The 25,750-nt window shown below is 70.4% G+C and carries 28 protein-coding genes; 10 read left to right on the top strand and 18 right to left on the bottom strand.

Features of this window, described 5'->3' with window-relative positions:
• Nucleotides 1-81 precede the first annotated feature (81 nt).
• Both HUS56_RS04265 and HUS56_RS04260 read right to left on the bottom strand, forming a co-directional pair.
• The gene (locus HUS56_RS04265) at nucleotides 82-633 is read right to left on the bottom strand and encodes a dihydrofolate reductase (protein ID WP_173922138.1); all 552 of its coding nucleotides are present in this window, start codon (nucleotides 631-633) and stop codon (nucleotides 82-84) included.
• Nucleotides 630-1,439: a thymidylate synthase gene (locus HUS56_RS04260; RefSeq protein ID WP_173922137.1), complete on the bottom strand. Its 810-nt coding sequence runs from the start codon at nucleotides 1,437-1,439 to the stop codon at nucleotides 630-632. Before HUS56_RS04260 ends, HUS56_RS04265 begins: the two co-directional genes overlap by 4 nt.
• A gap of 119 nt (nucleotides 1,440-1,558) precedes the next feature.
• Here HUS56_RS04260 and HUS56_RS04255 point away from each other — a divergent pair, with 119 nt between their 5' ends.
• Nucleotides 1,559-1,981: an OsmC family peroxiredoxin gene (locus HUS56_RS04255; RefSeq protein ID WP_173922136.1), complete on the top strand. Its 423-nt coding sequence runs from the start codon at nucleotides 1,559-1,561 to the stop codon at nucleotides 1,979-1,981.
• A gap of 1 nt (nucleotide 1,982) precedes the next feature.
• Nucleotides 1,983-2,897 (top strand): TIGR01777 family oxidoreductase, encoded by a 915-nt coding sequence (locus tag HUS56_RS04250; protein WP_173922135.1) that lies wholly within the window; start codon nucleotides 1,983-1,985, stop codon nucleotides 2,895-2,897.
• On the opposite strand, the gene HUS56_RS04245 is transcribed toward HUS56_RS04250, so the two are convergent.
• Entirely contained in the window at nucleotides 2,860-3,312 is a 453-nt protein-coding gene (locus HUS56_RS04245; RefSeq protein ID WP_173922134.1) for a hypothetical protein, read from the bottom strand. The two genes, HUS56_RS04250 and HUS56_RS04245, sit on opposite strands and share 38 nt — an antisense overlap.
• Entirely contained in the window at nucleotides 3,309-4,061 is a 753-nt protein-coding gene (gene dapB / locus HUS56_RS04240) for a 4-hydroxy-tetrahydrodipicolinate reductase (RefSeq protein WP_173922133.1), read from the bottom strand. The genes HUS56_RS04245 and dapB overlap by 4 nt, the downstream gene beginning before the upstream one ends.
• A 58-nt stretch (nucleotides 4,062-4,119) precedes the next feature.
• Here dapB and HUS56_RS04235 point away from each other — a divergent pair, with 58 nt between their 5' ends.
• The gene (locus HUS56_RS04235) at nucleotides 4,120-4,602 is read left to right on the top strand and encodes a GNAT family N-acetyltransferase (protein ID WP_173922132.1); all 483 of its coding nucleotides are present in this window, start codon (nucleotides 4,120-4,122) and stop codon (nucleotides 4,600-4,602) included.
• 15 nt (nucleotides 4,603-4,617) lie between these two features.
• On the opposite strand, the gene HUS56_RS04230 is transcribed toward HUS56_RS04235, so the two are convergent.
• The 8 genes from HUS56_RS04230 to HUS56_RS04195 all read right to left on the bottom strand — a co-directional run bounded on the left by HUS56_RS04230 (nucleotide 4,618) and on the right by HUS56_RS04195 (nucleotide 13,264).
• The gene (locus HUS56_RS04230) at nucleotides 4,618-5,220 is read right to left on the bottom strand and encodes a histidine phosphatase family protein (RefSeq protein WP_173922131.1); all 603 of its coding nucleotides are present in this window, start codon (nucleotides 5,218-5,220) and stop codon (nucleotides 4,618-4,620) included.
• Between the two features lie 36 nt (nucleotides 5,221-5,256).
• Nucleotides 5,257-6,642, bottom strand: a complete 1,386-nt coding sequence (locus tag HUS56_RS04225) for a pitrilysin family protein (RefSeq protein WP_173922130.1) — start codon at nucleotides 6,640-6,642, stop codon at nucleotides 5,257-5,259.
• Between the two features lie 63 nt (nucleotides 6,643-6,705).
• A complete protein-coding gene (locus HUS56_RS04220; protein WP_254431280.1) occupies nucleotides 6,706-7,824 on the bottom strand; it encodes an aldo/keto reductase in 1,119 nt (372 codons plus the stop codon).
• 168 nt (nucleotides 7,825-7,992) lie between these two features.
• On the bottom strand, nucleotides 7,993-8,808 hold the full coding sequence (locus HUS56_RS04215) for a CoA ester lyase (protein ID WP_173922129.1): 816 nt from the start codon (nucleotides 8,806-8,808) through the stop codon (nucleotides 7,993-7,995).
• Nucleotides 8,805-9,326, bottom strand: coding sequence for a MaoC family dehydratase (locus tag HUS56_RS04210; protein WP_254431279.1), 522 nt, complete (start codon nucleotides 9,324-9,326; stop codon nucleotides 8,805-8,807). The genes HUS56_RS04215 and HUS56_RS04210 overlap by 4 nt, the downstream gene beginning before the upstream one ends.
• Nucleotides 9,327-9,339: 13 nt before the next feature.
• Nucleotides 9,340-10,500, bottom strand: a complete 1,161-nt coding sequence (locus HUS56_RS04205) for an acyl-CoA dehydrogenase family protein (protein WP_254431278.1) — start codon at nucleotides 10,498-10,500, stop codon at nucleotides 9,340-9,342.
• An 8-nt stretch (nucleotides 10,501-10,508) separates the two neighbouring features.
• Nucleotides 10,509-12,584: an acetyl-CoA carboxylase biotin carboxylase subunit gene (locus HUS56_RS04200; protein ID WP_173922127.1), complete on the bottom strand. Its 2,076-nt coding sequence runs from the start codon at nucleotides 12,582-12,584 to the stop codon at nucleotides 10,509-10,511.
• Nucleotides 12,585-12,694: 110 nt separating this feature from the next.
• Entirely contained in the window at nucleotides 12,695-13,264 is a 570-nt protein-coding gene (locus HUS56_RS04195; protein ID WP_173922126.1) for a TetR/AcrR family transcriptional regulator, read from the bottom strand.
• 77 nt (nucleotides 13,265-13,341) lie between these two features.
• On the opposite strand from HUS56_RS04195, the gene HUS56_RS04190 reads away from it, so the two are divergent.
• Nucleotides 13,342-14,106, top strand: coding sequence for an MBL fold metallo-hydrolase (locus HUS56_RS04190; RefSeq protein WP_254431277.1), 765 nt, complete (start codon nucleotides 13,342-13,344; stop codon nucleotides 14,104-14,106).
• 75 nt (nucleotides 14,107-14,181) lie between these two features.
• Here HUS56_RS04190 and HUS56_RS04185 read toward each other — a convergent pair whose 3' ends face one another.
• A complete protein-coding gene (locus HUS56_RS04185) occupies nucleotides 14,182-15,789 on the bottom strand; it encodes a carboxyl transferase domain-containing protein (protein ID WP_173922125.1) in 1,608 nt (535 codons plus the stop codon).
• Between the two features lie 104 nt (nucleotides 15,790-15,893).
• Between HUS56_RS04185 and HUS56_RS04180 the strand changes: the two genes are divergently transcribed.
• Nucleotides 15,894-16,502: a TetR/AcrR family transcriptional regulator gene (locus HUS56_RS04180; protein WP_173922124.1), complete on the top strand. Its 609-nt coding sequence runs from the start codon at nucleotides 15,894-15,896 to the stop codon at nucleotides 16,500-16,502.
• A complete protein-coding gene (locus HUS56_RS04175) occupies nucleotides 16,481-16,963 on the top strand; it encodes a GNAT family N-acetyltransferase (protein WP_173922123.1) in 483 nt (160 codons plus the stop codon). The genes HUS56_RS04180 and HUS56_RS04175 overlap by 22 nt, the downstream gene beginning before the upstream one ends.
• 9 nt (nucleotides 16,964-16,972) lie before the next feature.
• Here HUS56_RS04175 and HUS56_RS04170 read toward each other — a convergent pair whose 3' ends face one another.
• From HUS56_RS04170 to pdhA, 4 genes are read right to left on the bottom strand one after another with little or no spacing between them, the layout of a single operon-like run.
• Complete coding sequence (locus tag HUS56_RS04170; protein ID WP_173922122.1) at nucleotides 16,973-17,284, bottom strand: 4a-hydroxytetrahydrobiopterin dehydratase; 312 nt, start codon at nucleotides 17,282-17,284, stop codon at nucleotides 16,973-16,975.
• Between the two features lie 27 nt (nucleotides 17,285-17,311).
• Nucleotides 17,312-18,745, bottom strand: a complete 1,434-nt coding sequence (locus tag HUS56_RS04165; RefSeq protein ID WP_173922179.1) for a dihydrolipoamide acetyltransferase family protein — start codon at nucleotides 18,743-18,745, stop codon at nucleotides 17,312-17,314.
• Between the two features lie 2 nt (nucleotides 18,746-18,747).
• Complete coding sequence (locus HUS56_RS04160) at nucleotides 18,748-19,758, bottom strand: alpha-ketoacid dehydrogenase subunit beta (protein ID WP_173922121.1); 1,011 nt, start codon at nucleotides 19,756-19,758, stop codon at nucleotides 18,748-18,750.
• On the bottom strand, nucleotides 19,755-20,882 hold the full coding sequence (gene pdhA, locus HUS56_RS04155; protein ID WP_173922120.1) for a pyruvate dehydrogenase (acetyl-transferring) E1 component subunit alpha: 1,128 nt from the start codon (nucleotides 20,880-20,882) through the stop codon (nucleotides 19,755-19,757). The genes HUS56_RS04160 and pdhA overlap by 4 nt, the downstream gene beginning before the upstream one ends.
• A gap of 167 nt (nucleotides 20,883-21,049) precedes the next feature.
• Between pdhA and HUS56_RS04150 the strand changes: the two genes are divergently transcribed.
• The 4 genes from HUS56_RS04150 to HUS56_RS04135 all read left to right on the top strand — a co-directional run bounded on the left by HUS56_RS04150 (nucleotide 21,050) and on the right by HUS56_RS04135 (nucleotide 23,337).
• Nucleotides 21,050-21,514 carry an Lrp/AsnC family transcriptional regulator gene (locus tag HUS56_RS04150; RefSeq protein ID WP_173922119.1) on the top strand — a complete coding sequence of 155 codons (465 nt, stop codon included), beginning with the start codon at nucleotides 21,050-21,052 and terminating at the stop codon, nucleotides 21,512-21,514.
• A 4-nt stretch (nucleotides 21,515-21,518) separates the two neighbouring features.
• Nucleotides 21,519-22,412, top strand: coding sequence for a RimK family alpha-L-glutamate ligase (locus HUS56_RS04145; protein ID WP_173922118.1), 894 nt, complete (start codon nucleotides 21,519-21,521; stop codon nucleotides 22,410-22,412).
• Nucleotides 22,413-22,474: 62 nt separating this feature from the next.
• A complete protein-coding gene (locus HUS56_RS04140; RefSeq protein WP_173922117.1) occupies nucleotides 22,475-23,122 on the top strand; it encodes a transcriptional regulator in 648 nt (215 codons plus the stop codon).
• A 2-nt stretch (nucleotides 23,123-23,124) separates the two neighbouring features.
• Nucleotides 23,125-23,337, top strand: a complete 213-nt coding sequence (locus HUS56_RS04135) for a hypothetical protein (RefSeq protein ID WP_173922116.1) — start codon at nucleotides 23,125-23,127, stop codon at nucleotides 23,335-23,337.
• Nucleotides 23,338-23,439: 102 nt separating this feature from the next.
• Here HUS56_RS04135 and HUS56_RS04130 read toward each other — a convergent pair whose 3' ends face one another.
• Nucleotides 23,440-25,734, bottom strand: coding sequence for a polyribonucleotide nucleotidyltransferase (locus tag HUS56_RS04130; protein WP_173922115.1), 2,295 nt, complete (start codon nucleotides 25,732-25,734; stop codon nucleotides 23,440-23,442).
• Nucleotides 25,735-25,750: the final 16 nt, after the last annotated feature.

The raw sequence follows: 25,750 nt of genomic DNA, 5'->3' as shown, positions 1-25,750 counted from the left end.
ACCGAACCCTTTGGCGCCCACCAGACCCTTTCAGGACTCCACCAGACGAAGCGGCGGAGTCGAGCAGGCCGGGATGCAGCGTCAGGCACGCTCGAGGCGGCGGAAGCGGTAGCGCACGCCCGTCGTCGAGGTGTGCCAGCCCGAGGGCGGATCGGCCGCCGCCTCACGCCAGGCGGCGGGGTCGAGGCGTGGGGCGAACGTGTCGCCGTCGACCGTGAGATCGATCTCGGTGAGTTCCACGACGTCGGCGTCGTCGATGAGCGCGGCGAAGAGCTCGCCCCCGCCGATGACCGACACCCGATCGGGGCCCGAGGCCGCGGCTGCGGCGAGCGCCTCATCGATCGACCCCGCCCGCACCGCACCGTCCGCCGCCCATGCGGGGTCGCGGGTCACCACGATGTTGTCCCTCCCCGGCAACGGCCGGAACTGCTCGGGAAGCGACTCCCATGTGCGGCGACCCATGATCACGGGGGTGCCGAGCGTCACCGCCTTGAAGTGCGCCAGGTCCTCGGGCACATGCCACGGCAGGCGACCGTCGCGTCCGATCACGCCGCCGTGCGCCTCAGCCCAGACCAGGCCGACGGGCGGGAGCGGCGCAGCCGAAGGCGCGGGCTCCGCTGCATCCGTCGTCATACCGCGACGGCGGCGCGGATCGCCGGATGATGCTGGTACCCCTCGACCTCGAAGTCCTCGTACTCGTACTCGAAGACCGACGGCGGCCGCCGGGTGATGCGCAGCGTCGGCGGCGGGAACGGCTCGCGCGAGAGCTGCTCGGTCACCTGCTCGACGTGGTTGTCGTAGATGTGGCAGTCGCCGCCGGTCCAGACGAAGTCGCCGACCTCGAGCCCGGTCTGCTGGGCCACCATGTGGGTGAGCAGCGCGTACGACGCGATGTTGAACGGCACGCCGAGGAACAGGTCGGCACTGCGCTGGTAGAGCTGGCATGAGAGCCGGCCGTCGGCCACGTAGAACTGGAAGAGCGCGTGGCAGGGTGCCAGCGCCATCGCCGGGATGTCGGCGGGATTCCACGCCGAGACGATCAGGCGACGCGAGTCGGGATTGCGACGGATCTCGTCGACGACCCAGGCGATCTGGTCGATCTGCTCCCCCGACGGCGTCGGCCACGAGCGCCACTGCACGCCGTAGACGGGGCCGAGCTCGCCCGCGGCATCCGCCCACTCGTCCCAGATGGTGACGCCGTGCTCCTGCAGCCAGCCGACGTTCGACGAGCCCTGCAGGAACCACAGCAGCTCGTAGGCGATCGACTTGAAGTGCACCCGCTTCGTCGTGACGAGCGGGAACCCCTGCGACAGGTCGAATCGCAGCTGCCGGCCGAACACACTGCGCGTTCCGGTGCCGGTGCGATCGGTCTTCTGCGCCCCGTGCTCGAGCACTTCTCGAAGCAGGTCCTCGTACGGCGTCGGAATCGTCTCGGCCATCGCTCGATGCTACCGCCGGAAGCGATGGTGAGGATGCCGCGGCGCGCGTCCCGCGGGAACCCGACCGTCGCGGCATCCGCCCGACTAGGCTGGGAGCCCGGCTCGACGAGGAGGAACACATGGCACTGACGAGTGAAGCGACCACCATCTGGAAGGGCACCCTGTTCGAAGGCTCGGGCGACGTCGCCCTCGACTCGTCGGGGCTCGCGAAGTTCCCGGTGAACTGGCAGGCCCGCGCCGAGGGCGTGGCCGACATGACGAATCCCGAGGAGCTGCTGGCGGCGGCGCACTCGTCCTGCTTCTCGATGGCGCTGTCGCTGGCCCTCGCGAAGGCCGGCAACCCCGCAGAGAGCATCCAGACGACCGCCGCCGTGACCTTCGAGGCAGGCAAGGGCGTGCTCGGCAGTCACCTGCTCGTGAGCGCACGGGTCCCCGGCGTCACCGAGGAGGAGTTCGAGCGCTTCGCCGAGGACGCGAGGGCGAACTGCCCGATCTCGCAGGCCCTGTCGATCCCCATCACGATCGAAGCCGAACTGGCCTGACGTGCGGGTGCTGGTCGCCGGCGCTTCCGGCTTCATCGGAACAGCGCTCGTCGACCGGTTGACGGCCGACGGCCACGAGGTGGTGCGCCTCGTGCGCCGTCGAGCGCACGACCACCACGAGAGCTCGTGGTCGCCGGCGGCCGGCATCATCGACTTCACCGTGATCGACCGGGTGGATGCGGTCGTGAACCTCTCCGGCGCCTCGCTGGCGAGGCTGCCGTGGACGAAGCACTACCGCGGCGAGATCGCCCACTCGCGCATCGCGGCCACACGCACGCTCACCGACGCCATGGCCAAGGCGAAACGCCCGCCCGCGGTGTTCCTCAACGCCTCGGCGGTCGCCTACTACGGCGACCGGCCCGGCGAGCTGCTCACCGAGTTCTCCAGCGCCGGTTCCGGATTCCTCACCGATGCCGTACAACGATGGGAGGCCGCCGCCGCGCTGGCACCCGAGGAGACTCGGACCGTGCTGTTCCGCACGGGCATCGTCGTCGGACACGGCGGTGCCCTGCAGCGCATCTTCACCCTCACGAAGACCGGCCTCTCCGGCCGACTGGGCACGGGCGGTCAGTACTGGGCCTGGATCGCGCTCGACGACGAGGTCTCGGCCATCAGGCACCTGCTGACCTCCCATCACTCGGGTCCCGTGAACCTCGCCGGCCCGACCCCCGCGACGGCCGACCGGGTGATGACGGCGATCGCCGAGCGGCTGCACCGGCCCTACACGTTCGCCGTCCCCGAGCGCATGCTCGAGATGGCACTCGGCCGGGCCGCTGACGATCTGCTGCTGTCGAGCCAGAAGGTTCGGCCGCAACGGCTCCTCGACGACGGGTTCCGGTTCCGTCACGCGACGGTCGAATCGGCGATCGATGCACCGCTCAGCGCCCCGCGCGCTGCTCCGCGCGCTGGGGCGTGATCGCGTGGCGCCCCGCGCGCGGTGCGCGACGGCGGTCTCCGGCCGCGTCGTAGGCGAGCCCGGGGCGCAGCCGGGCCCGCCACGACTCGGGGTCGGCCTCCGCTGCCGCCTGGAAGGCCGGGAACGCGGCATCCGCGCCGGCACGTTCGGGCCGACCGCTCGGCAGCTGCGGAATGCCGAGGTCGAGCGCCCCTTCGGCCTCGAGTCGTCGTACGAGCGCCTGCGAGCGCACGCCGAAGGCGATCTCGCGCCAGAGCGCCCAGGCGGCGATCACCGGGAGCACCAGGAGCGCGACGCCGATGCCCACGGCGACCGGTTCGCCTGTGCCGATGAACTGCACGGCACGCCAGCCGACGAGCACCAGGTAGATCGCGAGCAGCACGGCCATGAGCGCTGCGCCGGTCTTCGTCGTCATCGGCCGGTGCCCGGGATGCCGAGGTCGAGGAGGGCGTCGAGCCCGACGACGACACCCGACTCGTGAGGAGCGCGACGCAGGGCGAGGAGGATCCCTTGCTCGTACGACTTCGGCGAGAGTGTCGAGTGCGCGATCGTGAGGGTCTCGCCGTCGCCGCCGAGCACGACCCGCTGCTCGGCGAGCACACCGGCGAGCCGCATGCTGTGGACGGGAACCCCCGACACGAGCTGGCCCCTCGCCCGCTGGTCGGCGTGCGGGGCGGCGACGGGGCCCACGTCGCCGCGAGCCTCGCCGATGAGCTCGGCGGTGCGCACGGCCGTGCCCGATGGCGAATCCACCTTGCCGGCGTGATGGGCCTCGATGACCTCGATGGAGTCGAAGAACCGGGCCGCGAGCACCGAGAAGGCCGTGCCGAGCACGCTGCCGACGGAGAAGTTCGGAATGAACAGCACGGCACCGGCGTCGTCGTGGCCGCGCATGAACTGCGCGATCTCGGCGATGCGATCGTTCGACCACCCCGACGTGCCGACGACGATCGGGATGCCCGCGCCCGTGGCGAACTCGACGATCGCGGGACTCGCACCGGGGTGGGTGACGTCGAACGCCACGTCGGCCCCGAGCATCTCGTCGAGGCTCGAGCTCGAATCCAGCGCCGCATGCAGTTCGAGGTCGTCGGATGCCTCGATGAGCCCGATCGCCAATCGCCCCATCCTGCCCGTGGCCCCGGCCACGGCGACCCGAATCGTCACGGCTTCACCCTAGCAATGCGCGCGGAGACCCTGGTCGCGGCGGCCCTAGTGTGGACGCATGCGATTCCGACAGGTCGACGTGGCGGACCCCGAGGCGCTGGCGCTGCTCGACGCGTACTTCGCCGAGCGGTCGGCGGGGTTCCCCGCCGAGCAGGGTACCTACCGTCCGACCTATCCGACGAGCGAGCAGTTCACTCCCCCGGCGGGCGTCTTCCTCGTCGTCGAGGACGACCACGGCACCGTGATCGGCTGCGGCGGAGTACGCCGTGTCGAGTCGGGGCGCGGCAGCGACGACGTCAGGTTCGAGGTGAAGCATCTCTGGTTGGCGCCGTCATCGCGCGGCCGCGGTGCTGGCCGGGCATTGCTGACCGAGCTGGAGCGACGTGCGATCGGGTTCGGAGCCGACGAGCTCGTGCTCGACACGAACGCGAGCCTCGAAGCCGCGGGCGGTCTGTACCGTTCGAGCGGGTACGTCGAGATCCAGCCCTACAACGCGAATCCGAACGCCACGCACTGGTTCGGCAAGCGAGTCGCGCGTTGATCGGCCGACGACACGTCAGACCGAGTACGGTTCCGGCAATCCCGTGCGCAGCTCGAACGGCAGGTGCGCGAGGTCGTTGTGCGCGAGCAGGCTCCACGGGCGGCCCGTCTTCTGCGTGAGCACGGTGAGGCCGCAGTTCGCCTGGTTGATCGACATCCAGCGCCATTCGGGCGCGCCGAGCACCTCGCGGACGAACCATCCGATCACGAAGTTGTGGGTGATGAGCAGGTCGTGCGTGTCCTCGCGATGGGAGCGGAGGAACTCGGCGCGGGCATCGGCCATCTGGGCGCTGCCCGCCTCGATCTCGGCCTGCGTGACCGATCCGAAGAAGGCGTCGTAGACCTTCGGCGTCTCGGGAGCGGGGCCTGATGGGATGCAGTCGAAGAGCAGGGCCGACGGCTCGGGGTTCAGGGCCGGCATCTTCGCCGCGATGATCTCCGCCGTCTCGGTGGCTCGCTGCAGCGGGGAGTGCCACGCATTGTCGAACGGGATGCCGCCCAGCCGCTCGGCGAGGAGCTCGGCCTGGCGCCGACCGCGGGGAGACAGCGGTCCGTCGGGCATGCCGTGCTCGGCGTCGAGCTGCTCGCCGTGTCGGACGAGGTACAGGTGGTGGGGCACGCTTCCGCTCTCCTGGATGTGTTGGGGGTCGCCGCGTCAGGCGACGTCGATGGCAGGCGCGGCATCCTCGACCGCGCCACGGAACGCCGCTTCGTCGGTCGCGCCCACCGCGACCAGCGAGAACGGCCGGGAGACGAGGTCGGCCGCGAGCGATTGCACGTCGTCGACCGTGACGAGCGCGATGCGCCGGAGGACCTCGTCGAGATCTGCGAACTCGCCGAGCGTCAGCTCGGCGCGGCCCAGCCGCGTCATCCGCGTGTCCGAATCCTCGAGCGCGAGCGCCGACGCGCCACCGAGCTGGCCGGCTGCACGACGGAGTTCGTCCGCAGTGACGCCGTGCTCGGCGAGACGCTCCAGTTCGGTCCGCATCAGCGCGGCGACGGTGCCCGCCTTCGAGGGCGCGCATCCGGCGTACATGGCGAAGAGGCCGGCGTCGGAGTATCCGGGAGCGAACGAGTAGACCGCGTACGCGAGACCCCGGCGCTCTCGCACCTGCTGGAACAGGCGTGAGGACATGCCCGAGCCGAAGATGGCGTTGAGCACGCTCATCGCCGGACGGCGTTCGTCGGTGGCGACCAGCCCGGGCACCCCGAGCAGTAGGTTGACCTGCTCGTTGGGGCGCGGCACGATCGTGAGTGCCGACCCCGGCGCAAGCTGTGCCGCCGTGGTGGGGCGACGCTCGACGGGTGCCGCCTCGGCCGACAGATCCCAGCCGTATCGCGTCAGCGAGCGCTCGAGCTCGCCGACGAGCTCGTCGTGGTCGACCGCCCCCGCCACGGTGACCACCAGGTCCTGGGGGCGATAGTTCGCGCGGTAGTGCGCCCAGACCGCCTCGCGGGTCGCCGCACGGATGGTCTCGGGGTCGCCGCCGATGGGCCTGCCCAGGTCGTGCTCGCCGAGGACGGCCTGGAAGAAGCGTTCGTTCGCGACATCCGCCGGATCGTCGCTGGCCATCGAGAGCTCCTCGAGGATGACCCCGCGCTCGTTGTCGAACTCCGTCGGGTCGAGCACCGAGGACGTGAACATGTCGGCGAGCACATCGACCGCCATCTGCAGGTCACGATCCTGCACCTTGGCGTAGTAGCAGGTGTACTCCTTCGCGGTGAGGGCGTTGTGTTCGCCGCCGACGGCGTCGAACGAGATGGCGATGTCGAGCGCCGAGCGCTGTTCGGTGCCCTTGAAGAGCAGGTGCTCGAGGAAGTGGGTCGACCCGTAGGTGGCCGGGTGCGTGGCCTCGGCATGCTGCTCGTCACGCGATCCGACGGCGACCCAGAATCCCACCGTGACGCTGCGACTGCCCGGGACCTGTTCGCTGAGGACCCGAACGCCGGATGGGAGCACGCTGCGCCGAACCCGCGCATCGCCTGCCGCGCTGAAGGAGAGTTCGGCCTGGCCGAGTGGGAGGTCGACAGCGCCGTTCATCCCGTCCACCATACGTCACTGCGGCACCAACGGAGGCCGCTCACGACGCCCCGCCGCGGCCGGTCAGGCCGACACGCGATCGAGCTCGACGAGCTCGGACCGGTTGAGATCGACGCACGCTGCGGCGATGAGGGCCTCGACCTGATCGGGGCGCGTCGCGCTCGCCACTGGCGCGACCACGGTGGGCTTGGCGAGGAGCCACGCGAGCGCGATGGTCGCCGGCTGCACGCCACGCGCGAAGGCGATCTCGTCGATCGCTGTGAGCACGCGGTGACCACGGCGCCCGAGGTGACGTGCCACTCGCAGGCCACGGGTGTCGCGACGCACCTCCGACCGGCGGCGCACCCGACCACCGAGGAATCCGTTGGCGAGCGCGAAGTACGGCAGCACCCCCAGGCCCTGGGCGTGGGCCACGAGCTCGGTCGCTCCCTCGAACGGGCGTCGTTCCATCAGGTTGTACCGGGTCGTGAGGAGCTCGAAGCGCGGCAGGCCGTTCGCGGCGAGCACCCGTGCCTCGATGAGTCGCTCGGGGGTGAAATCGGCCGCTCCGATGCTCCGCACCTTGCCGGCGGTGATCAGCGCGTCCACCGCTCCGAGGCTCTCCTCGAGCGGCGTGCGCGGGTCGTCGCCGTGGAAGAAGAGTACATCGATCCGGTCGGTGCGGAGCCGCATGAGCGAGTCGTCGACGGCACCGCGGATGTCGGTCGGCGCAAGTCCGGGGTGGTCGGGGTGCCGTCCGAGCTTCGTCATGATGCGCATGCGGTCCTGGCAACGACGTGACGCCATCCAGGACCCGATGATGGACTCGCTGCGGCCGGCGGCGTAGCTGTCGGCTGTGTCGATCAGGTCGCCGCCCGTGCCCGCGAAGCGGTCGAGCACGGCGAACGCGTCGTCGGAGCCGAGCGTCCAGCCGAAGGTGCTGCCGCCGAGGGCCAGTGGATGCACCGCCAGTCCGGTCTCGCCGAGGGGACGCCGCACGGGCACCGTGATGGGCCCCGAGAGCGTGTTCGTCTCGACGGTCTCGACGCGGAGCGTCGGCACGTCGACCGCGAGCGGGCGGGGCGTGGTCGCGATGACGGTGGGGGATGCCGCGGCCGTTTCCCTCGCGTCCGCGGTCGTCTCGGCAGCGATCGCCCCCGCGACGCTCACCGGATGCGCCCCGTAGCTGTGCCGTCGTGCCACGCGCTCCCCCTCCCCAGGATTGGAACTCGACGATACGTCTTCGGGGTACCTGTACCCCAACGCCACGGTGAACCGTTACCGAATCGTTTGCAACACCCGGGGTGTTGTCCCCCATGGGGCCGAGGTCATGCGGTAGAAGACCCCCGAGCAGGGGTCACGCGAGCCTCATCATCCGCCCGCGCGCCGCACGACCGCTTCCGCTTGACGAAGCAGCGGCGCGTCCACCATCGCTCCGCGAAACGCGAAGACACCCGGTCGGGTCGAGGCCTCCGCGAGCACGGCGCGCGCCCACTCCAGTCGTTCGGCGCTCGGCCGGAATGCGTCGCGGACGACGGGCACCTGCGACGGGTGGATGCATGCGGTCGCCGCGAATCCCATCGCCGCGGCATCCTCGGCCGCATCCTGCAGGCCCGGCAGGTCGGCGATGTCGAGGTGCACCGTGTCGATGGCGGCGATGCGGTGCGCCCCCGCTGCGAGCAGCACTCGGGAGCGCGCATGGACCGCGACATCCCGATACCGCCCGTCGGGATGGCGGCTCGACGAGCCGCCCAACGAGACCACCAGGTCCTCGGCGCCCCACATGAGCGCCGACACGTTCGGGAGGGCGGCGATCTCGGGTGCGGCGAGCACGCCGCGCGCCGTCTCGCAGAGGGCGATGACCTCGTAGTCCTCGAGCCCGACGAGGTCGGCGGTGCCCTCGCACTTGGCGAGCATCACGGTCCGGTAGTCGGTGGCGGCGACCGCCCCGAGGTCGTGGGCGAAGTCGTCCGACGAGGCGGGATTCAGCCGAACGATCACTCGTTCGGGGTCGAGCGACGCCCCCACCAGCGCGAGACGGGCATCGTGCTTCCCGTCGGCAGCGACGGCGTCCTCGAGGTCGAGGATGACGGCGTCGGCGCGCTCCGCCGCCTTCTCGAAGCGGTCGGGCCGGTCGGCCGGGCAGAAGAGCAGCGCGGGGCCGAATCGGAACGGCGGATGCGTCATCCGCTCGCCTCACCGCCGGTGCGGGACTGCCGCTCCCCCGCCTCGCGCATCCAGACGAGCATGGTGCGCGACGCCGTGGCAACGATGGCGCCGTCCTGGTTGCGGGCCGTGTGGCCCAGGACGACGATGCCCTGCCCGGGCCGCGAGGCGGACTCCCGCTTCGACTCCACCACGCTCTCGCCGTACAGCGTGTCGCCGACGAACACCGGATGCGGGAACGCGACCTCGCCGAACCCGAGGTTGGCGACGAGGGTTCCGCGGGTGAGCTGGCTCACCGACTGCCCGACGAGCGTCGACAGTGTGAAGAGCGAGTTCACGAGCGGCCGACCGAACGGCTGGCCGGCCGACCATGCGGCGTCGAGGTGCAGCGGCTGGGGGTTCATGGTCAGCGTGGTGAACAGCACGTTGTCGGCTTCGCTCACCGTGCGGCCGGGACGGTGCAGGTAGCGCACCCCCTCCTCGAACTCCTCGTACCAGAGCCCCCGCTCCACGATCTCGCGCATCGGAACGTCCGTCATGCCGATCTCCTCGCTAGCCGATGCCCAGCTCACGCGCGATGACCATGAGCTGCACCTCGTTCGTGCCCTCGCCGATCTCGAGGATCTTCGAATCACGGTAGTGCCTGGCCACGAGGCTCTCGTTCATGAAGCCCATGCCGCCGAAGATCTGCGTGGCGTCGCGCGAGTTCGCCATCGCCGCGTCGCTCGAGACGAGCTTCGCCATCGCCGCCTCCTTCTTGAACGGGAGGCCCGCGTCGAGCCGTCGGGCCGCGTCCCGCCAGGCGAGGCGTGCGGTGTGGACCCGCGCCTGCATCTGGGCGATGGTGAACGCGATGTACTGGTGCGAGGCGATCGGAACGCCGAAGACGTTTCGGCTCCTCGCGTAGTTCAGGGCTTCGTCGAGGCAGCCCTGGGCGACGCCGGTCGCGAGCGCGGCGATCGCGACGCGGCCCTCGTCGAGGGTGCGCAGGAAGTTGGCGAAGCCTCGGCCGCGCTGCCCGAGCAGGTTGGCAGCCGGCACGCGGACGTTCTCGAACGTCAGCGGGTGCGTGTCGGAGGCGCGCCAGCCCGACTTGTCGTAGCCCGGTCCGATGGTGTAGCCGGGCGTGCCGTTCGGCACGATGATCGTCGACAGTTCCTTGGACGTCGAACCGTCGGGGCGTGGCTCGTCGCCGGTCACGGCGGTGACCGTGACGAACCTGGTGATCGGCGTACCCGAGTTCGTGATGAACTGCTTCGAGCCGTTGACGACCCATTCGTCGCCATCGAGCACCGCGGTCGTACGAGTGGCGCCCGCGTCGGAGCCCGCCTCGGACTCGGTGAGGCCGAAGCCGGCGAGCGCGCGCCCGGCGACGAGGTCGGGAAGATACTCGGACTTCTGCTCCTCGGTGCCGTGACGGAAGATCGGCATGGCACCCAGTCCGACAGCGGCTTCGAGCGTGATCGCGATCGACTGGTCGACACGGGCCAGGGCCTCGATCGCGAGGCACAGGGCCACGTAGTCGCCGCCCTGGCCGCCGTACTCCTCGGGGAACGGCAGTCCGAAGAGTCCGAGCTCCCCCATCTGCCCGACCACGTCCATCGAGAGGGTGTGGGTGCGGTCTGCCTCGTACGACTGGGGAGCCACGACGGTGTCGGCGAACTCGCAGACCATGTCGTACAGCTGCTGTTCTTCGGCGCTCAGGTCGTGCATGACGTTCCTCATTCCTGGTGGGGTGCGTTCGTGACGGCTGCGTCGTGGGAGCCGTTCGACAGCTGGGGGTCGGATGCCGCGGCGGGCGGCTCGATGCGGGCGACCGCCTGATCCCGGGAGACGAGGTCGCCCAGGCCGACGGCGAGCCGCGCGGTGCCGTCGAGGGCGGCGACGATGCGGTGCTCCATCTTCATGGCCTCGATGGCGACGACGGCGTCGCCCGCCTCCACCGAATCGCCGTCCGCGGCGAAGACCGCGGTGACCGTGCCCGGCATGGGTGCGCGCAGTTCGGGGTCGGCCGACAGCCCTCCGCGTTCGGCTGCCGCGCGTCGGCGCTCGACGTGCGCGCGGCGGTCGATGCGGATGAAGGCCGCGGCCTCGCCGTCGTGGTGCGCCCAGACGGAGCCGTCATCGCCACGCCTGACCGTCACGTCGCCGTCATCGAGGCGTTCGCCGTCGACCCCGCCCGCGGCGACGACGCGCACGTCGTGCGGATGGTCGCGGGGAGCGAGCAGGACCTCGTATGCGCGCGGGGAGCCGGGGCGCCACCCCGTGGCAGACCGCCACGCCGTCGGACCCGTCGCACGCCGCCCGGGTTCGCGGTCGACCTCGTCTCGCGCGAACCGGCGCGCCGCGATCTCGACGAGCGCGGGTGACGGACCGCCGGCGTCGGTCTCGGGCATCCGGTCGATGAGTCCGGTGTCGAGGTGTCCGGCCTGCACGTCGGGCTCGGCGAGCAGCCGACGCAGGAAGCCGAGGTTGGTGTCGACGCCGAGCACGACCGTGTCGGCCAGGGCGGCGTCGAGCCGCGCGATGGCCTGCTGGCGGTCGTCGCCGAACGTGATCACCTTGGCGATCATCGGGTCGTAATGGGCCGTGATCTCGAACCCCTCGGTGATGCCGGCGTCGACCCGCACGCCCTCGCCGCCTGGAGCTCGCCAGGCGAGGACGCGCCCGGTCGAGGGCAGGAACCCGCGATGCGGCGTCTCGGCGTAGACGCGCGCCTCGATGGCGTGCCCGGTCAGTCGCACGTCGTCCTGCCCGATGGCGAGCGGCTCGCCCGCGGCGATCCTGAGCTGCTGCTCGACGAGGTCGACGCCCGTCACGAGCTCGGTGACGGGATGTTCGACCTGGAGGCGGGTGTTCATCTCGATGAAGAAGAACTCGTCGGGTGCGGCATCCGAGACCAGGAACTCGACGGTGCCGGCGCCGAGGTACCCCACGCTGCGGGCCGCATCGCACGCGGCCGCACCGATGCGTGCCCGCGTCTGCTCGTCGAGGAGCGGTGACGGCGCCTCCTCGATGACCTTCTGGTGTCGTCGCTGGAGCGAGCACTCGCGTTCGCCGAGGTGCACGATCGTGCCGTGGGAATCCGCGAGCACCTGCACCTCGATGTGGCGGGGTCTCTCGATCAGGCGCTCGAGCAGCAGGGTGTCGTCGCCGAACGCTGCACTGGCCACGCGGCGGGCCGTGGCGAGCGCTGCAGCCAGCTCGTCGGCGTCGCGGGCGACCTGCATGCCCTTGCCCCCGCCACCGGCCGACGGCTTCACGAGCAGCGGGAATCCGACCGAGTCGGCAGCGACGAGCAGCGCATCGTCGTCGAGTGTCGGGTCGGCGATGCCGGGCACGATGGGAACACCGGATGCCGCGACGTGCGTCTTGGCCCGGATCTTGTCGCCCATCACCTCGAGCGCCTTCTCGCCGGGCCCGATGAAGACGATCTCCGCCTCGCGGCAGGCGCGAGCGAAGCCCGCGTGCTCGGACAGGAATCCGTAGCCCGGGTGCACCGCCTGGGCACCCGTGGCGATGGCCGCCTGGACGATGCGAGCGGGATCGAGGTAGCTCTCGGCGGCGGGCGACGGGCCGATCCGCACGGACTCGTCGGCGAGGAGGACGTGCGGCGCGTCGGCATCGGCGTCGGAGTAGACGGCGATCGCCGTGATGCCCAGCCGCTTCAGGGTGCGGATCACGCGGACGGCGATCTCGCCGCGGTTCGCCACGAGCACGCGATCGAACGGCGGCCGGCGGCGGTCGCCACCGGCGGAAGCACGGTCCGAGTCGGGTGTGCTCGTGTGCGTGACCATCGGCGCCTCTCTGCTGCGACTCTGCGAACGTGCACCACGTCAGTTAGCGTGCATTAACTGGGAGTGATGTTAGTGGCCACTAACTGAAATCACAAGTGGCCAGCGGTGCGTCAGGTCGACGGCAGCGACATCGCCCTGGAAAGCCGGTCGATCCCGAAGTCGAACGCGCGGTCGACCTCGCCCGCGAGACGGAACGCGCCCGCGAGCTCCATGCTGATGAATCCGTTCGCCCAGGCCGTGAAGGTGCGTGCCGCATCGAGCGCGTGCTCTGGTCCGGCGAGCTCGCTCGCGACGCGCAACACGCTCGCGCTCGCAGCGGCGAGGGAGTCGTCTTCGAGCCGCAGGTCTGCACCGGGAGCGAACACCAGCGCGAACGCTGCCGGCCGCTCGTGGGCGAACGCCCTGGCCACGGCGGCGAGTCGACGAAGTGCTTCGCGCGCGTCGCCGCCCGCTGCTGCCGCCGCCGCGTCGAGGCGCTCGCCGAGATCGCGGATGCTGGCATCGGCGACGAGCGCGACGAGGTCGCTGCGATTGCGGACCCGCTTGTACAGCGATGGAGCCCGCACCCCGACCCGGTCGGCCACCGACTGCATCGTCAGGCCGTCGAGTCCGCCGACCTCGAGCAGGTCGCGGCCCGCCGCGACGATGGCCTCGAGTGACGTGCGGCGTGGCGTTGGCATGAAGTGGCTCCCCTCCTCGATGGCTCGTCGGCAGTCTAGGCTATTGACCGTAGCCATGATAGCTAGGTACCATAGCCATGAATCAGCTCGCACACCCGACCATCGAGGAGCTCACCATGAGGCTCGGCCCGAACCTCCACCGCATCGGCAACGACCTCGTCGCGGTCCACCTCGTCGACACGCCCGAGGGAGTGACCGTGATCGACGCCGGCCTCGCCGGTCAGTGGCGCGACTTCGTCGCCAAGCTCACCGCCATGGACCGCACGATCGACGACGTGCGCGGCGTCGTGCTCACGCACGGGGACACCGATCACCTCGGTTTCGCCGAGCGCCTTCGCCGCGACCACGGCGTCCCCGTGTTCGTCCATGAGGCCGACGCGGCTCGCGCCCGCGGCGAGGAGTCGACGAAGCCAGACTGGGGTCACGTGAAGGTGGGCCCGACGGCGCGGTTCCTCTGGTTCGCCATGCGGAAGGGCGGTCTGCGAACGACGTGGCTCGACGAGGTGGTCACCGTACGCGACGGTGACGTGCTCGATCTTCCGGGTTCACCGCGCGTCATCGGCATGCCGGGGCACTCCCCGGGGAGCATCGCGCTGCACGTGCCCGCTGTCGACGCGGTGTTCGTCGGCGACGCCCTCACGACCCGCCACGTGCTCACGGGCGCGGCCGGGCCGCAGCCCGCGCCGTTCACCGACGATCCCGCCCAGGCCCTCGTCTCGCTGCGGCGGCTCGAGGGGCTCGAGGTCACGTGGGTGCTGCCCGGTCACGGCACTCCGTGGAAGGGCGGGGTCGCCGAGGCCGTGCGTGAGGTGGAGCGCGCAGCCGCGACATCCGCCGCCTGACACATCTGGGTGAGCACTCGCCGACCGTGCAGTCGCCGGCCCGTGAGTGGCGGGGAGTGCACTCTCGACGACGCGCTACATGCGGAACAGGCCGAAGGCCGGTTCGGGCAGCGGAGTGCGGCTCGCGAGCTCGAGCGCGAGGGCGAGCACGGTGCGGGTGTCTGCGGGGTCGATGATGCCGTCGTCCCACAGCCGCGCGGTCGAATGATACGGGCTGCCCTGATCCTCGTACTGCGCCCGGATCGGCGCCTTGAACTCCTCGGCCTGCTCGGCCGTCCACTCCTCGCCGCGCACCGCGAGCTGATCCTGCTTCACGGTCGAGAGCACGGATGCCGCCTGCTCACCGCCCATCACCGAGATCCGCGCGTTCGGCCACATCCAGAGGAACCGCGGCGAGTACGCGCGGCCGCACATCGAGTAGTTGCCGGCACCGAATGAGCCGCCGATGACGACGGTGAGCTTCGGAACGCGAGTGGTGGCCACGGCGGTCACCATCTTCGCTCCGTGCTTCGCGATGCCGCCCGCCTCGGCGTCGCGGCCGACCATGAAACCCGAGATGTTCTGCAGGAAGACCAGCGGGATGCCGCGCTGGTCGCCGAGCTCGATGAAGTGGGCGCCCTTCATGGCCGACTCGCTGAAGAGCACGCCGTTGTTCGCGACGATGCCGACCGGGTGTCCGTCGATGTGGGCGAAGCCCGTCACGAGGGTGTCGCCGTACTCGGGCTTGAACTCGCTGAACTCGCTGCCGTCGACGAGGCGGCCGATGACCTCGCGCACATCGTAGGGCTGCTGCACGTCCACCGGGACGGCGGCCGTGAGCCCCGCCGGATCGACGGCCGGCGGCCGCGACTCCCGCACGGCCCACGCCCTCGGCGCCTGCTCGGGCAGGGTCGCGACCATGTCGCGCACGAGCTCGAGGGCGTGCTCGTCGTCGTCGGCGAGGTGGTCGGTCACGCCCGAGATCCGCGAGTGCAGGTCGCCGCCGCCCAGCTCCTCGGGTGTTACGACCTCGCCGATCGCGGCCTTCACGAGCGGGGGTCCGCCGAGGAAGATCGTGCCCTGGTTGCGCACGATCACCGTCTCGTCGCTCATCGCGGGCACGTACGCCCCGCCCGCGGTGCACGAGCCCAGCACGGCGGCCAGCTGCGGAATACGCATCGACGACAGCTGCGCCTGATTGAAGAAGATCCGGCCGAAGTGGTCGCGGTCGGGGAACACCTCGTCCTGCAGGGGCAGGAAGGCGCCGCCCGAATCCACGAGATACACGCACGGGAGCCGATGCTCCTTCGCGACCTCCTGGGCGCGCAGGTGCTTCTTCACGGTCATCGGATAGTAGGTGCCGCCCTTCACGGTGGCGTCGTTGCAGACGACCATCACGGGGCGGCCGTGCACGAGCCCGACGCCGGTGATGATGCCGGCACCGGGCGAGTCTCCTCCGTAGAGGCCATCGGCCGCGAGCGGCGAGAGCTCGAGGAACGGACTGCCTTCGTCGAGCAGGCGGTCGACCCGGTCGCGAGGAAGGAGCTTGCCCCGAGCGACGTGGCGTTCACGCGAGCTCTCGGGCCCGCCGCGGGCTGCGGCGGCCAGCCGACCGCGCAACTCGTGCACGAGCTCGGCGTGCTCGGCGGCGTTGCGTCGCGCCGAATCGCCGGCGAGGTCGATGCTCGTCGTGAGGGTCGTCATGCGGCTCCGCCCGTCTGCGTCGACGGCGCGCCGCTTGTGCCGGACACGCCATTTCGGTTAGTGTTCATTAACTCGATTTCCGATGTTAGCGAGCACCCCTCCCGATGGCAAACACCCTCGACACCCCGCGCACCGAGCGCGGACGACAGAAGGCCGATCGGCGCGCCTCCATCCTCGGCGCGGCGGCCACCCTGTTCGCCGAGCGCGGCTACGCGGGCGTGACCATCGAAGACCTGGGCGCGGCCGTCGGCGTCAGCGGACCGGCGGTCTACCGTCACTTCCCCGGCAAGGCCGCCGTGCTCGCGGCCATCCTCGAGGGCACGAGCCGCACCCTGCTGAACGGCGCCGAGCGCGTGCTCGACGAGGCGCCCGACGCGGCATCCGCCCTGCGCTCGCTCATCCGCTTCCACGTCGACTTCGCCCTCCGCGAGGCCGACGTCATCGTCGTGCAGGACCGGGAGCTCGAGCAACTCGATGCCGGCGCACGACACGAGGTGCGCTCCTTGCAGCGGCGATACGTCGAGCACTGGGTCGACACCCTCTCCCGACTCCGGCCCGATCAGGCCGAGACGGAGCTCAGGTTCCGGGCACACGCCGCCTTCGGTCTCCTGAACTCCACTCCGCACAGCGCCCGCATCCCTGGGCGCCGACCCGCCGACGGCACCATCCGCGGCATCCTGGAGGAAATGGCATGGGCGAGCCTCATGTCGTGACCCTGCGCGCGACCCGCGACGGGGATCTCGATGCACTGTTCTCGATCGAGCAAGATCCGGTGGCCGTGCACATGGCCGCATTCACGGCATCCGATCCCACGGATCGAGCTGCGTTCGACGCGCACTGGCGACGGCTCATGCTCGATCCCCGGGTCGACACCCGAACCATCCGCGCCGACGGCACCGTCGTGGGCAGCGTCGGCCGATGGTTCGAAGACGATGCCGCCGAGATCACCTACTGGATCGACCGCGCGCGCTGGGGCCAGGGCATCGCGACCCGTGCGATGCGGCTGTTCCTCGACGTGCTGCACGAGCGCCCGGTGCGCGCACGCGTGGCCGCCGACAACGCCGGCTCCATCGCGGTGCTCGAGAAGCTCGGCTTCCGCCGGGTCGGCGCCGAGCTGAGCTTCGCGAACGCCCGGGAGGCCGAGATCGAAGAGCTGACGTTCAGGCTCGACTGAGTTCAGGCGTTACACCGCAGGCTGAGCGCCGGCTTCGTCGGCGATGGCCCGAATACGGCGCGCCAGTTCGAGATCGCGAACGGTCACCCCGTCGACGTCATGCGAGCTGAGCGCGAACTCGACGCGCCCCCAGGCGAGCCGCACGTCGGGGTGATGGTTGAGTTCATCGGCGACCACGGCCACTGAGTCGAGCAGCCGAACCGCGCTGCTGAAGTCGGCGGTCGTGAAGGTCGCCTCGAGGTGCTCCTGCACATGCCTGAAGCCGGTTCCGGCGAGCTCGTCGGCGGTGTCGGCGGGCGAGAGGATGCTGCGTCCGTCCATGCTCCCATCCTCCCGCCTGAGCCGACCTCACGCCATGGTCAGCGCGAGCCCGGGTTCGCGGAGGATGGTCGCGACATCCGCGAGGAAGCGCGATCCCTGCTCGCCGTCCACCAGTCGGTGGTCGAACGAGAGGCTCAGCGTCATCACCTCGCGCAGGGCGATCTCACCACGGTGCTCCCACGGCTGACGACGCACCGCACCCATCGCGAGGATGGCCGCCTCGCCGGGATTCAGGATCGGGGTCCCGGCGTCGATGCCGAAGACGCCGATGTTGGTGATCGAGATCGTACCGCCGGCCAGGTCGGACGGTGGGGTCTTGCCGGCACGCGCCGTCTCGGCGAGCGACGAGATCGCGTCGGCGAGCTCGATGAGCGTCAGCCGCTCAGCGCCCTTCACGTTCGGCACGACGAGACCCCGGCCGGTCGCCGCGGCGATGCCGAGGTTCACGCCGCCGAACTGCACGATCTCCTGAGCCTCCTCGTCCCAGCGGGAGTTGACCTCGGGCGTGCGACGGGCGGCCAGGCAGACCGCCTTCGCGACCACGGTCAGCGGCGTCACCTTGTGACCCGCGAACGCGCGGTCGTCGCGGATGCCGCGCAGGAGCTCCATCGTCGCCGTGACGTCGATCGTCAGAAACTCCGTGACGTGCGGCGCCGTGAATGCGCTCTGCACCATCGCCGCCGCGGTGTGCTTGCGGACGCCCTTGATCGGGATGCGCGTCTCGCTCGGGCCGGCGTCGGTCGCCGAGGGCGTCGCGGTCGGTCGGTCGATCCGCTCACGGACGGATTCACCGGATGCCGCAGCCTCGACATCCGCTCGCGTGATGAGCCCGCGCTCGCCGGTTCCGGCGATGGTCGTGAGGTCGATGCCGAGATCGCGGGCGAGCTTGCGCACCGGCGGCGTCGAGCGCGGTCGCTCGGGCGCACCGGTCGTGAGCCGACCGTCGGGACGCGTGGGGTCGAACCCGCTGGCGGCTGGTGGCGCCGCGTCGGCGTCGATCTCGGTCTCGGGCGTCGCCGGCACGAGGTCGGCGGCGAGCGCGGAACGCCGCGCACGCCGCTTCGGGCCGCCCTCGTCGCGTGCGCCGTAGCCGACGAGGTTCGGGCCGGCGGCGGCCTCGGATGCGTCGGCAGACCGGGGCGACGACTGCGGCGCGGCCGCGGCGGCATCAGGCGCATCGGCAGGCGCGGCATCCGCCGCCGTCGCGCCGGCCTCGGCCCCGTCGCTCGTGTCGCACGAGAACAACGGCTCGCCGACGTTCACGGTCTCGCCCTCGGCGGCGTGCAGTGCGGTGATGACGCCCGTGTACGGCGACGGCAGCTCGACCACGGCCTTCGCCGTCTCGACGTCGGCGATGATCTGGTTCAGCTCGACGCGATCACCGACCGCCACACGCCACGCGACGATCTCGGATTCGGTGAGACCCTCGCCGAGGTCGGGAAGCGGAAACTCCTTGATCATGCTCACGCCTCCACTCCGCTCAGCGAGTTCGGGCGGCCCATCACACGATCCACGCCGTCGAGGATGCGGTCGAGGTCGGGCAGGTGGTGTCGCTCGAGCTTCGCGGGCGGGTACGGGATGTCGTGACCGGTGACGCGGACGGGGGCCGCCTCCAGGAACTCGAAGCACCGCTCGGTGACACTCGCCGCGAGCTCGGCGCCGACACCGCCCTGCTGACCCGCCTCGTGGGTGATCACGAGTCGCCCGGTACGGCGCACCGACGCCTCGACCGTCGCGTAATCGATGGGCGCGAGCGAGCGCAGGTCGATGACCTCGATCGAGATGCCGTCCTCCGCCGCGGCGACGGCGGCATCGCGTGCGGTCTGCACGAGACCGCCGTAGGTCACGAGGGTGACGTCGGTTCCGGATGCCACGACCGACGCGACCCCGATGGGCTTGGCGTCGGCGAGGCTCGCCGTCTCATCGACCTCGCCCTTCACGTGATAGCGGCGCTTCGGCTCGAAGAAGAGCACCGGGTCGTCGCTCGCGATGGCCTGCTGGATCATCACGTACGCGTCCGCCGGGTTGGAGCACGCCACGACGCGAAGACCAGCGGTGTGGGCGAAGTACGCCTCGGGTGACTCCGAGTGGTGCTCGGCGGCCCCGATGCCCCCGCCGAACGGCACGCGGATCGTGATCGGCATCCGCACGCTGCCGCGCGAGCGGTAGTGCAGCTTCGCGACCTGGGCGACGATCTGGTCGAACGCGGGATAGATGAATCCGTCGAACTGGATCTCGACCACCGGGCGGAACCCGCGATATGCGAGGCCCACGGCGGTGCCGAGGATGCCCGCCTCCGAGAGCGGAGTGTCCACCACGCGATGCTCGCCGAACTCGGCCTTCAGCCCGTCGGTGATGCGGAACACGCCGCCGAGGGTGCCGATGTCCTCGCCCATCAGGACGACCTTGTCGTCGCCGGCGAGGGCGCGGCGCAGCCCGGCGTTCAGTGCCTTCCCGAACGTCATGGTCGTCATCGGACGCCCTCCTCGGCCTCGTCGAACATCGCGAGGTAGCGCGCGTAATGGTCGCGCTGCCGGGCCAGGTGGCTGTTCGGCTCCGCATACACGTGGTCGAAGACGGACATCGGCTCGGGGTCGGGGATCGACGTGACCGCGGTGCGGAGCTCGGCGGCCGCGCGCGTCGCCTCCTCGGCGACCTCGCGCTCGAACCCGTCGGCGTCGACACCCGAGGCCGCGAGCAGCGACAGCACGCGTGTGAGCGGGTCGCGCTCACGCCACTCGGCGATCTCGTCGTCGGTGCGGTAGCGCTTCGGGTCGTCGGCCGTGGTGTGCGGACCGAGACGGTAGGTCACGGCCTCGATGAGGGTGGGCCCGTCACCGCGGCGCGCTCGATCGAGCGCGCTGCGGGTCGCGGCCAGCACGGCGAGCACGTCGTTGCCGTCCACACGGATGCCGGGCATTCCGAACCCGTCGGCGCGGCGCGCGAGCGGCTGCTTGGATTGCAACCCCACCGGCTCCGAGATCGCCCACTGGTTGTTCTGGCAGAAGAAGACCACCGGGGCGTCGAAGCTCGAGGCGAACACGAACGCCTCGTTCACGTCGCCCTCGCTGGTCGCGCCGTCGCCGAAATAGGTGATGGTCGCGGCATCCGACCCCTGCCACGCCGAGCCCATGGCGTAGCCGGTCGCGTGCAGGGCCTGGGCGCCGATGATGATCTGCGGCACGGCCATGCGGTGCTCGAACGGGTTCCAACCGGATGCCGCGGAGCCGCGCCAGACGGTCAGCATCTCGGCGGGGCCGACACCGCGGCACCAGGCCACGGCGTGTTCGCGATAGCTCGAGAACACGAAGTCGTCGTCGCGAAGCGCTCGCGCGGAGCCGATCTGGGCGGCCTCCTGGCCGGCGAGCGGCGGCCAGAGGCCGAGCTCGCCCTGGCGCTGCAACGCGGTGGCCTCGGCATCGAGTCGGCGCACGATCGCCATGTCGCGATACAGCCGGCCGAGGGCGGCGGTGTCGACGTCGGCGACCCAGCGGTCGAACTCGGCGTCGCTGCGGCGCTCGCCCGTCGGCGTGACGAGCTGCACGAAGTGGTCGGGTCGGGTCAGGAGCCCGGTGGCGTCTCGGTCGGATGGGTTCATCGTCGATCCTCGCTTTCGGCGGGCCAAGCCTCGTGAGCAGCCCACGCCCGGCGACTCTGCCGGATACTGCGAGGCTACTTCGATCTGTCACACAGCTCAAGCGTGGCCCGACGCATTGAGCATGTTGCCCAGCCGACCTCGGTCATCCACTGCTATCGTGTGGCGTTATGACCAGCTATGACGCCGTGGACCGTGCGCTTCTGGCCGAGCTCGCGGGCGACCGGCGAGCGACGGTCGTGGCACTCGCCGACCGCCTCGGTCTCTCGCGCAACACGGTGCAGGCGCGGATGTCGCGACTGGAGTCCTCAGGCGCCTTCCTCTCATTCGAGCGCAGCATCGATCCGGCTCCGCTCGGATACCCGCTCGAGGCGTTCATCTCCGTGCACGTGCGCCAGAAGGAGCTGGCCGAAGCCGTGGCCGAGATCGCCCGCATCCCCGAGGTCATCCAGGCCCACGGACTGTCGGGCAGCGTCGACCTGCTGGTGCGGGTGGTGTGCCGTGACGCGCCCGACCTGTTCCGGATCGACGGCGAGATCCTCGCGATCGACGCGGTCGAGCGCACCGAGACCTCCCTCGCGATGGGCGAGCTCATCCCCTACCGACTGCAGCCGCTCCTGCAACGGAAGGCGTAGGTCGATGCGCGTCGCGGTGCTGCGGTGCGAACAGCTCCCGAGCTTCGTGACTTGGGAGATACCCGACGTCGAGGCGCTGTTCTCCGACGACCGCACGCTGCTCGATGCCTTCGCGGAGCGAGGGGTCGATGCCGAGCCCGTGGCATGGACGGATCCGCACGTCGACTGGGACGCGTTCGATGCCGCGGTGCTGCGCAGCACGTGGGACTACGTCGACCACATGCCGCGCTTCCTCGACACGATGGAGCGGATCGAGCGTTCAGGTTGCACGCTGCTCAACCCGGTGGGCGCGGTGCGATGGAACGCCGACAAGCACTACCTCGACGACCTCGAGCGCCTGGGCGTGCCCATTGTGCCGGTCGTGCGCGGAACCCGCGCCGACGCGCCGCGGATCCAGGCGACGATCGCCGAGTCGGGCTGGGACGAACTCGTGGTGAAGCCCGCTGTCGGCGTGGGCGGGTCGGGCGTGGTCCGCACGACGGCCAGGCGACTGGGCGACGCGCTCGGCGCGTTCCCCACCGGGGCCGAGGTGATGGTGCAGCCGTTCGCCGAGGCGATCGTCGACGAGGGCGAGCTCTCGTTCGTCGTCCTGGGCGGAGCGCTCAGTCACGTGTTGCGCAAGCGCCCGGCCACGGGCGACTTCCGCGCCCACGGCATCTACGGCGGAACGGTGGAGCCCACCGAGGCCGACGGCGGCGATGCGCGGGCGGTCGACGCGATGTTCGAGCGACTCCCCTTCGATCTGCTCTACGCCCGCTTCGACGTCGTCCGACATGGCGGACGACTCGCGGTGCTCGAACTGGAACTCATCGAGCCGATGCTCTATCTCGACCTTGCGCAGGGCAGCGCCGCACGCCTCGCGGAGGCGACTGTGGCCCGGCTCGCTGCAAAGGAATGATTGCAAAGGAACAATTGCAAAGAACCTATTGCAAAGGTCCTTTGCAGCAGTACCTTTGCACTATGGACGCCACGAACGACATCCAGTCGCAGCCGAGCAGCACCCAGCACCCGTTCGTCGATCACGTGCTCCCGATCGACAGCCTGAAGTCCTTGGCGCACCCGCTCCGCGTGCGCATCTACGACGAGCTGTCGGCCTACGGCCCGCTCACGGCGAGCGGCCTGGCCGAGCGGCTCGGTGAATCGAGCGGGTCGACCAGCTACCACCTGCGCCAGCTGGAACGCGCCGGTCTCGTGCGTGAAGACACGACGAGGGGCAAGGGTCGGGAGCGGTGGTGGGAGCGCACTCCCGGCTCCATCGCGATTCCTGACGCCCGCTCCCTCCCGGCCGGCAGTGCCGAGCGCCTCGCAGTCAAGCTCGTCGAAGACGAGTGGTACCGGTCACGCGATCAGAACTTCCACGAGTTCGCCTCCGAGGGCGAGCGGGTCTTCGGTGACGAATGGCTCGACGTCGCCGCGAGCGACACCATCAACCTGCGCCTCACGCCCGATCAACTGCACGGGCTCGTCACCGACATCGATGTCGTGCTCAAGAAGTACATCGACGCCTACAAGCGGACCCCCACCCCGGGCTCTCGCCCGGTGCAGATCCAGATCAACGCCTTCCCGCTCGTTCGCGGGGAGCCGACCGAAGACACGCCGAAGGGATGACGATGAACACCGCACTCCTGAACCCCAACTCCGGCATGCTCGCCGGATGGGCCGTCCGCAGCGGCCTCGGGCTCGCCACCTGGGGCCTGCAGCGCGCGAACCGGCGCACCGACCGCGACCGCCTCCTGCGTCGCATCGAAGCTCGGGGCGCGGCCGAGGCGGCCCTTTCCGAGCGCGACGCGGCCTACCGGTCGACGACGTTCGGACTGATGTAGGCGCCTCGACCGGCGCTGGATGAGACGACGGATGCCCCGCCCGACCCCGCTCCCTCGACATGTTCGAGGAACGGGGCGGTGCGGGGCATCCGCTGCTCGTGGCTACTGGACCTCGGCGACCTCGGCGCCTTCCGCCGGCTCCTCGGTGTGCGCGCCCGACGCGTCACGGCCGTTGGTGTCTGCCGACTCGGCCAGTACCGGGGCGAGCGAGAGCTTGCCTCGGTCGTCGACCTTCGTGATCACGACGAGGATCTTCTGGCCGACGCCGAGCACGTCGTCGACGTTCTCGACCCGCTTGCCGCCGGCGAGCTTGCGCACCTCCGAGATGTGCAGCAGACCGTCTTTCCCGGGCAGCAGGGAGATGAACGCACCGAAGGCGGCGATCTTCACGACCGTGCCGAGGAACTGCTCGCCCACCTCGGGGTTCTGCGGGTTCGCGATTGCATTCACCTGGGCGCGGGCGGCCTCGGCCGAGGGGCCGTCGGTCGCGCCGATGTAGACGGTGCCGTCCTCCTCGATGGAGATCTCGGCGCCGGTCTCGTCCTGGATGGCGTTGATCGTCTTGCCCTTCGGGCCGATGAGCTCGCCGATCTTGTCGACCGGGATCTGCACCGAGATCACGCGCGGCGCCGTGGGAGCCATCTCGTCGGGTCCGTCGATGGCGGCGTTCAGCACGGCGAGGATCGTCGTGCGGGCGTCCTTCGCCTGCGTCAGCGCGCCCGCGAGCACCGAGGCCGGGATGCCGTCGAGCTTGGTGTCGAGCTGGATCGCGGTGACGAAGTCGCTCGTCCCGGCCACCTTGAAGTCCATGTCGCCGAGGGCGTCTTCGGCGCCGAGGATGTCGGTGAGCGCCGCGTAGCGGGTCTCACCGTCGACGGTGTCGGAGATGAGGCCCATCGCGATGCCCGCGACGGGGGCGCGAAGCGGCACGCCGGCGTTCAGCAGGGACAGCGTCGAGGCGCACACCGAGCCCATGGACGTCGAGCCGTTGGAGCCGAGCGCCTCGGACACCTGGCGGATGGCGTACGGGAACTCCTCGCGCGACGGAAGCACCGGCACGAGCGCGCGCTCGGCGAGGGCGCCGTGCCCGATCTCGCGACGCTTCGGCGACCCGACGCGACCGGTCTCACCGGTCGAATAGGGCGGGAAGTTGTAGTTGTGCATGTAGCGCTTCTTGGTGACCGGGCTCAGCGAGTCGATCTGCTGCTCGAGCTTCAGCATGTTCAGCGTCGTGACGCCGAGGATCTGGGTCTCGCCGCGCTGGAAGATCGCGGACCCGTGCACGCGAGGCACGACCTGCACCTCGGCGTCGAGCGGACGGATGTCGGCGAGCCCGCGACCGTCGATGCGCACGCCCTCGGAGAGGACGCGTGAACGGACGACCTGCTTCGTCACCGATTTGTATGCCGCGGACACCTCGGCGTTGGCCGACTCCGGCAGCTCGCCCGCGTCGACCTTCGCGGCGACGTGCTCCTTGACGCGCGCCTTGAGGGCGTCGTCGGCATCCTGACGCTCGGTCTTGCCGGCGATCTGGTAGATGCCCTTCAGCTCGTCGAGCGCGAACGCCTCGACGACGCGCTTCGTCTCGTCTTGGTAGGGCGGGAACGTCGGGTAGTCGGCCGTGGGCTTCGCGGCCGTGGCGGCCACCTGCTGCTGCGCCTCGACGAGCTGCTTGATGAACGGCTTCGACGCCTCGATGCCCTGCGCGATGACGGTCTCGTCGGGCTTGACCGCCCCGGCCTGGATGAGCCCCCACGCGTTGTCGGTGGCCTCGGCCTCGATCATCATGATCGCGACATCCTGAGAGCCGTCGGCCTCGGTGACCACGCGACCGGCGACGACCATGCTGAACACGGCCTCTTCGATCTGTGAGTACTTGGGGAACGCGACCCACTGGCCGTCGATGAGCGCGACTCGCACGCCGCCGACCGGGCCCGAGAACGGCAGGCCGCTCAGCTGCGTCGAGAGCGACGCGGCGTTGATCGCGAGCACGTCGTAATACTCGTCGGGCTCGATGGCGAGCACCGTGACGACGACCTGCACCTCGTTGCGAAGGCCCTCGACGAAGGAGGGGCGCAATGGGCGGTCGATGAGCCGGCAGGTGAGGATCGCCTCGGTCGACGGACGGCCCTCGCGGCGGAAGAACGAGCCGGGGATGCGGCCCGCGGCGTACATGCGCTCCTCAACGTCGATGGTGAGCGGGAAGAAGTCGAAGTGCTCCTTCGGCTGCTTCGAGACCGAGGTGGCCGACAGCAGCATGGTCTCCTCGTCGACGTATGCGACAGCGGAGCCCTGCGCCTGCTGGGCGAGGCGGCCGGTTTCGAAGCGGATGGTGCGGGTGCCGAACCTGCCATTGTCGATGACGGTCTCGGCGAACGTGATTTCAGGACCTTCCAAGAGGTCGTCTCCTTTG

The sequence above is a fragment of the Agromyces sp. Marseille-P2726 genome (genome assembly GCF_902809835.1).
Classification (GTDB): domain Bacteria; phylum Actinomycetota; class Actinomycetes; order Actinomycetales; family Microbacteriaceae; genus Agromyces.
Note: the sequence above shows the minus strand (reverse complement) of the source record. Positions and strands in the feature narration are given on the sequence as shown.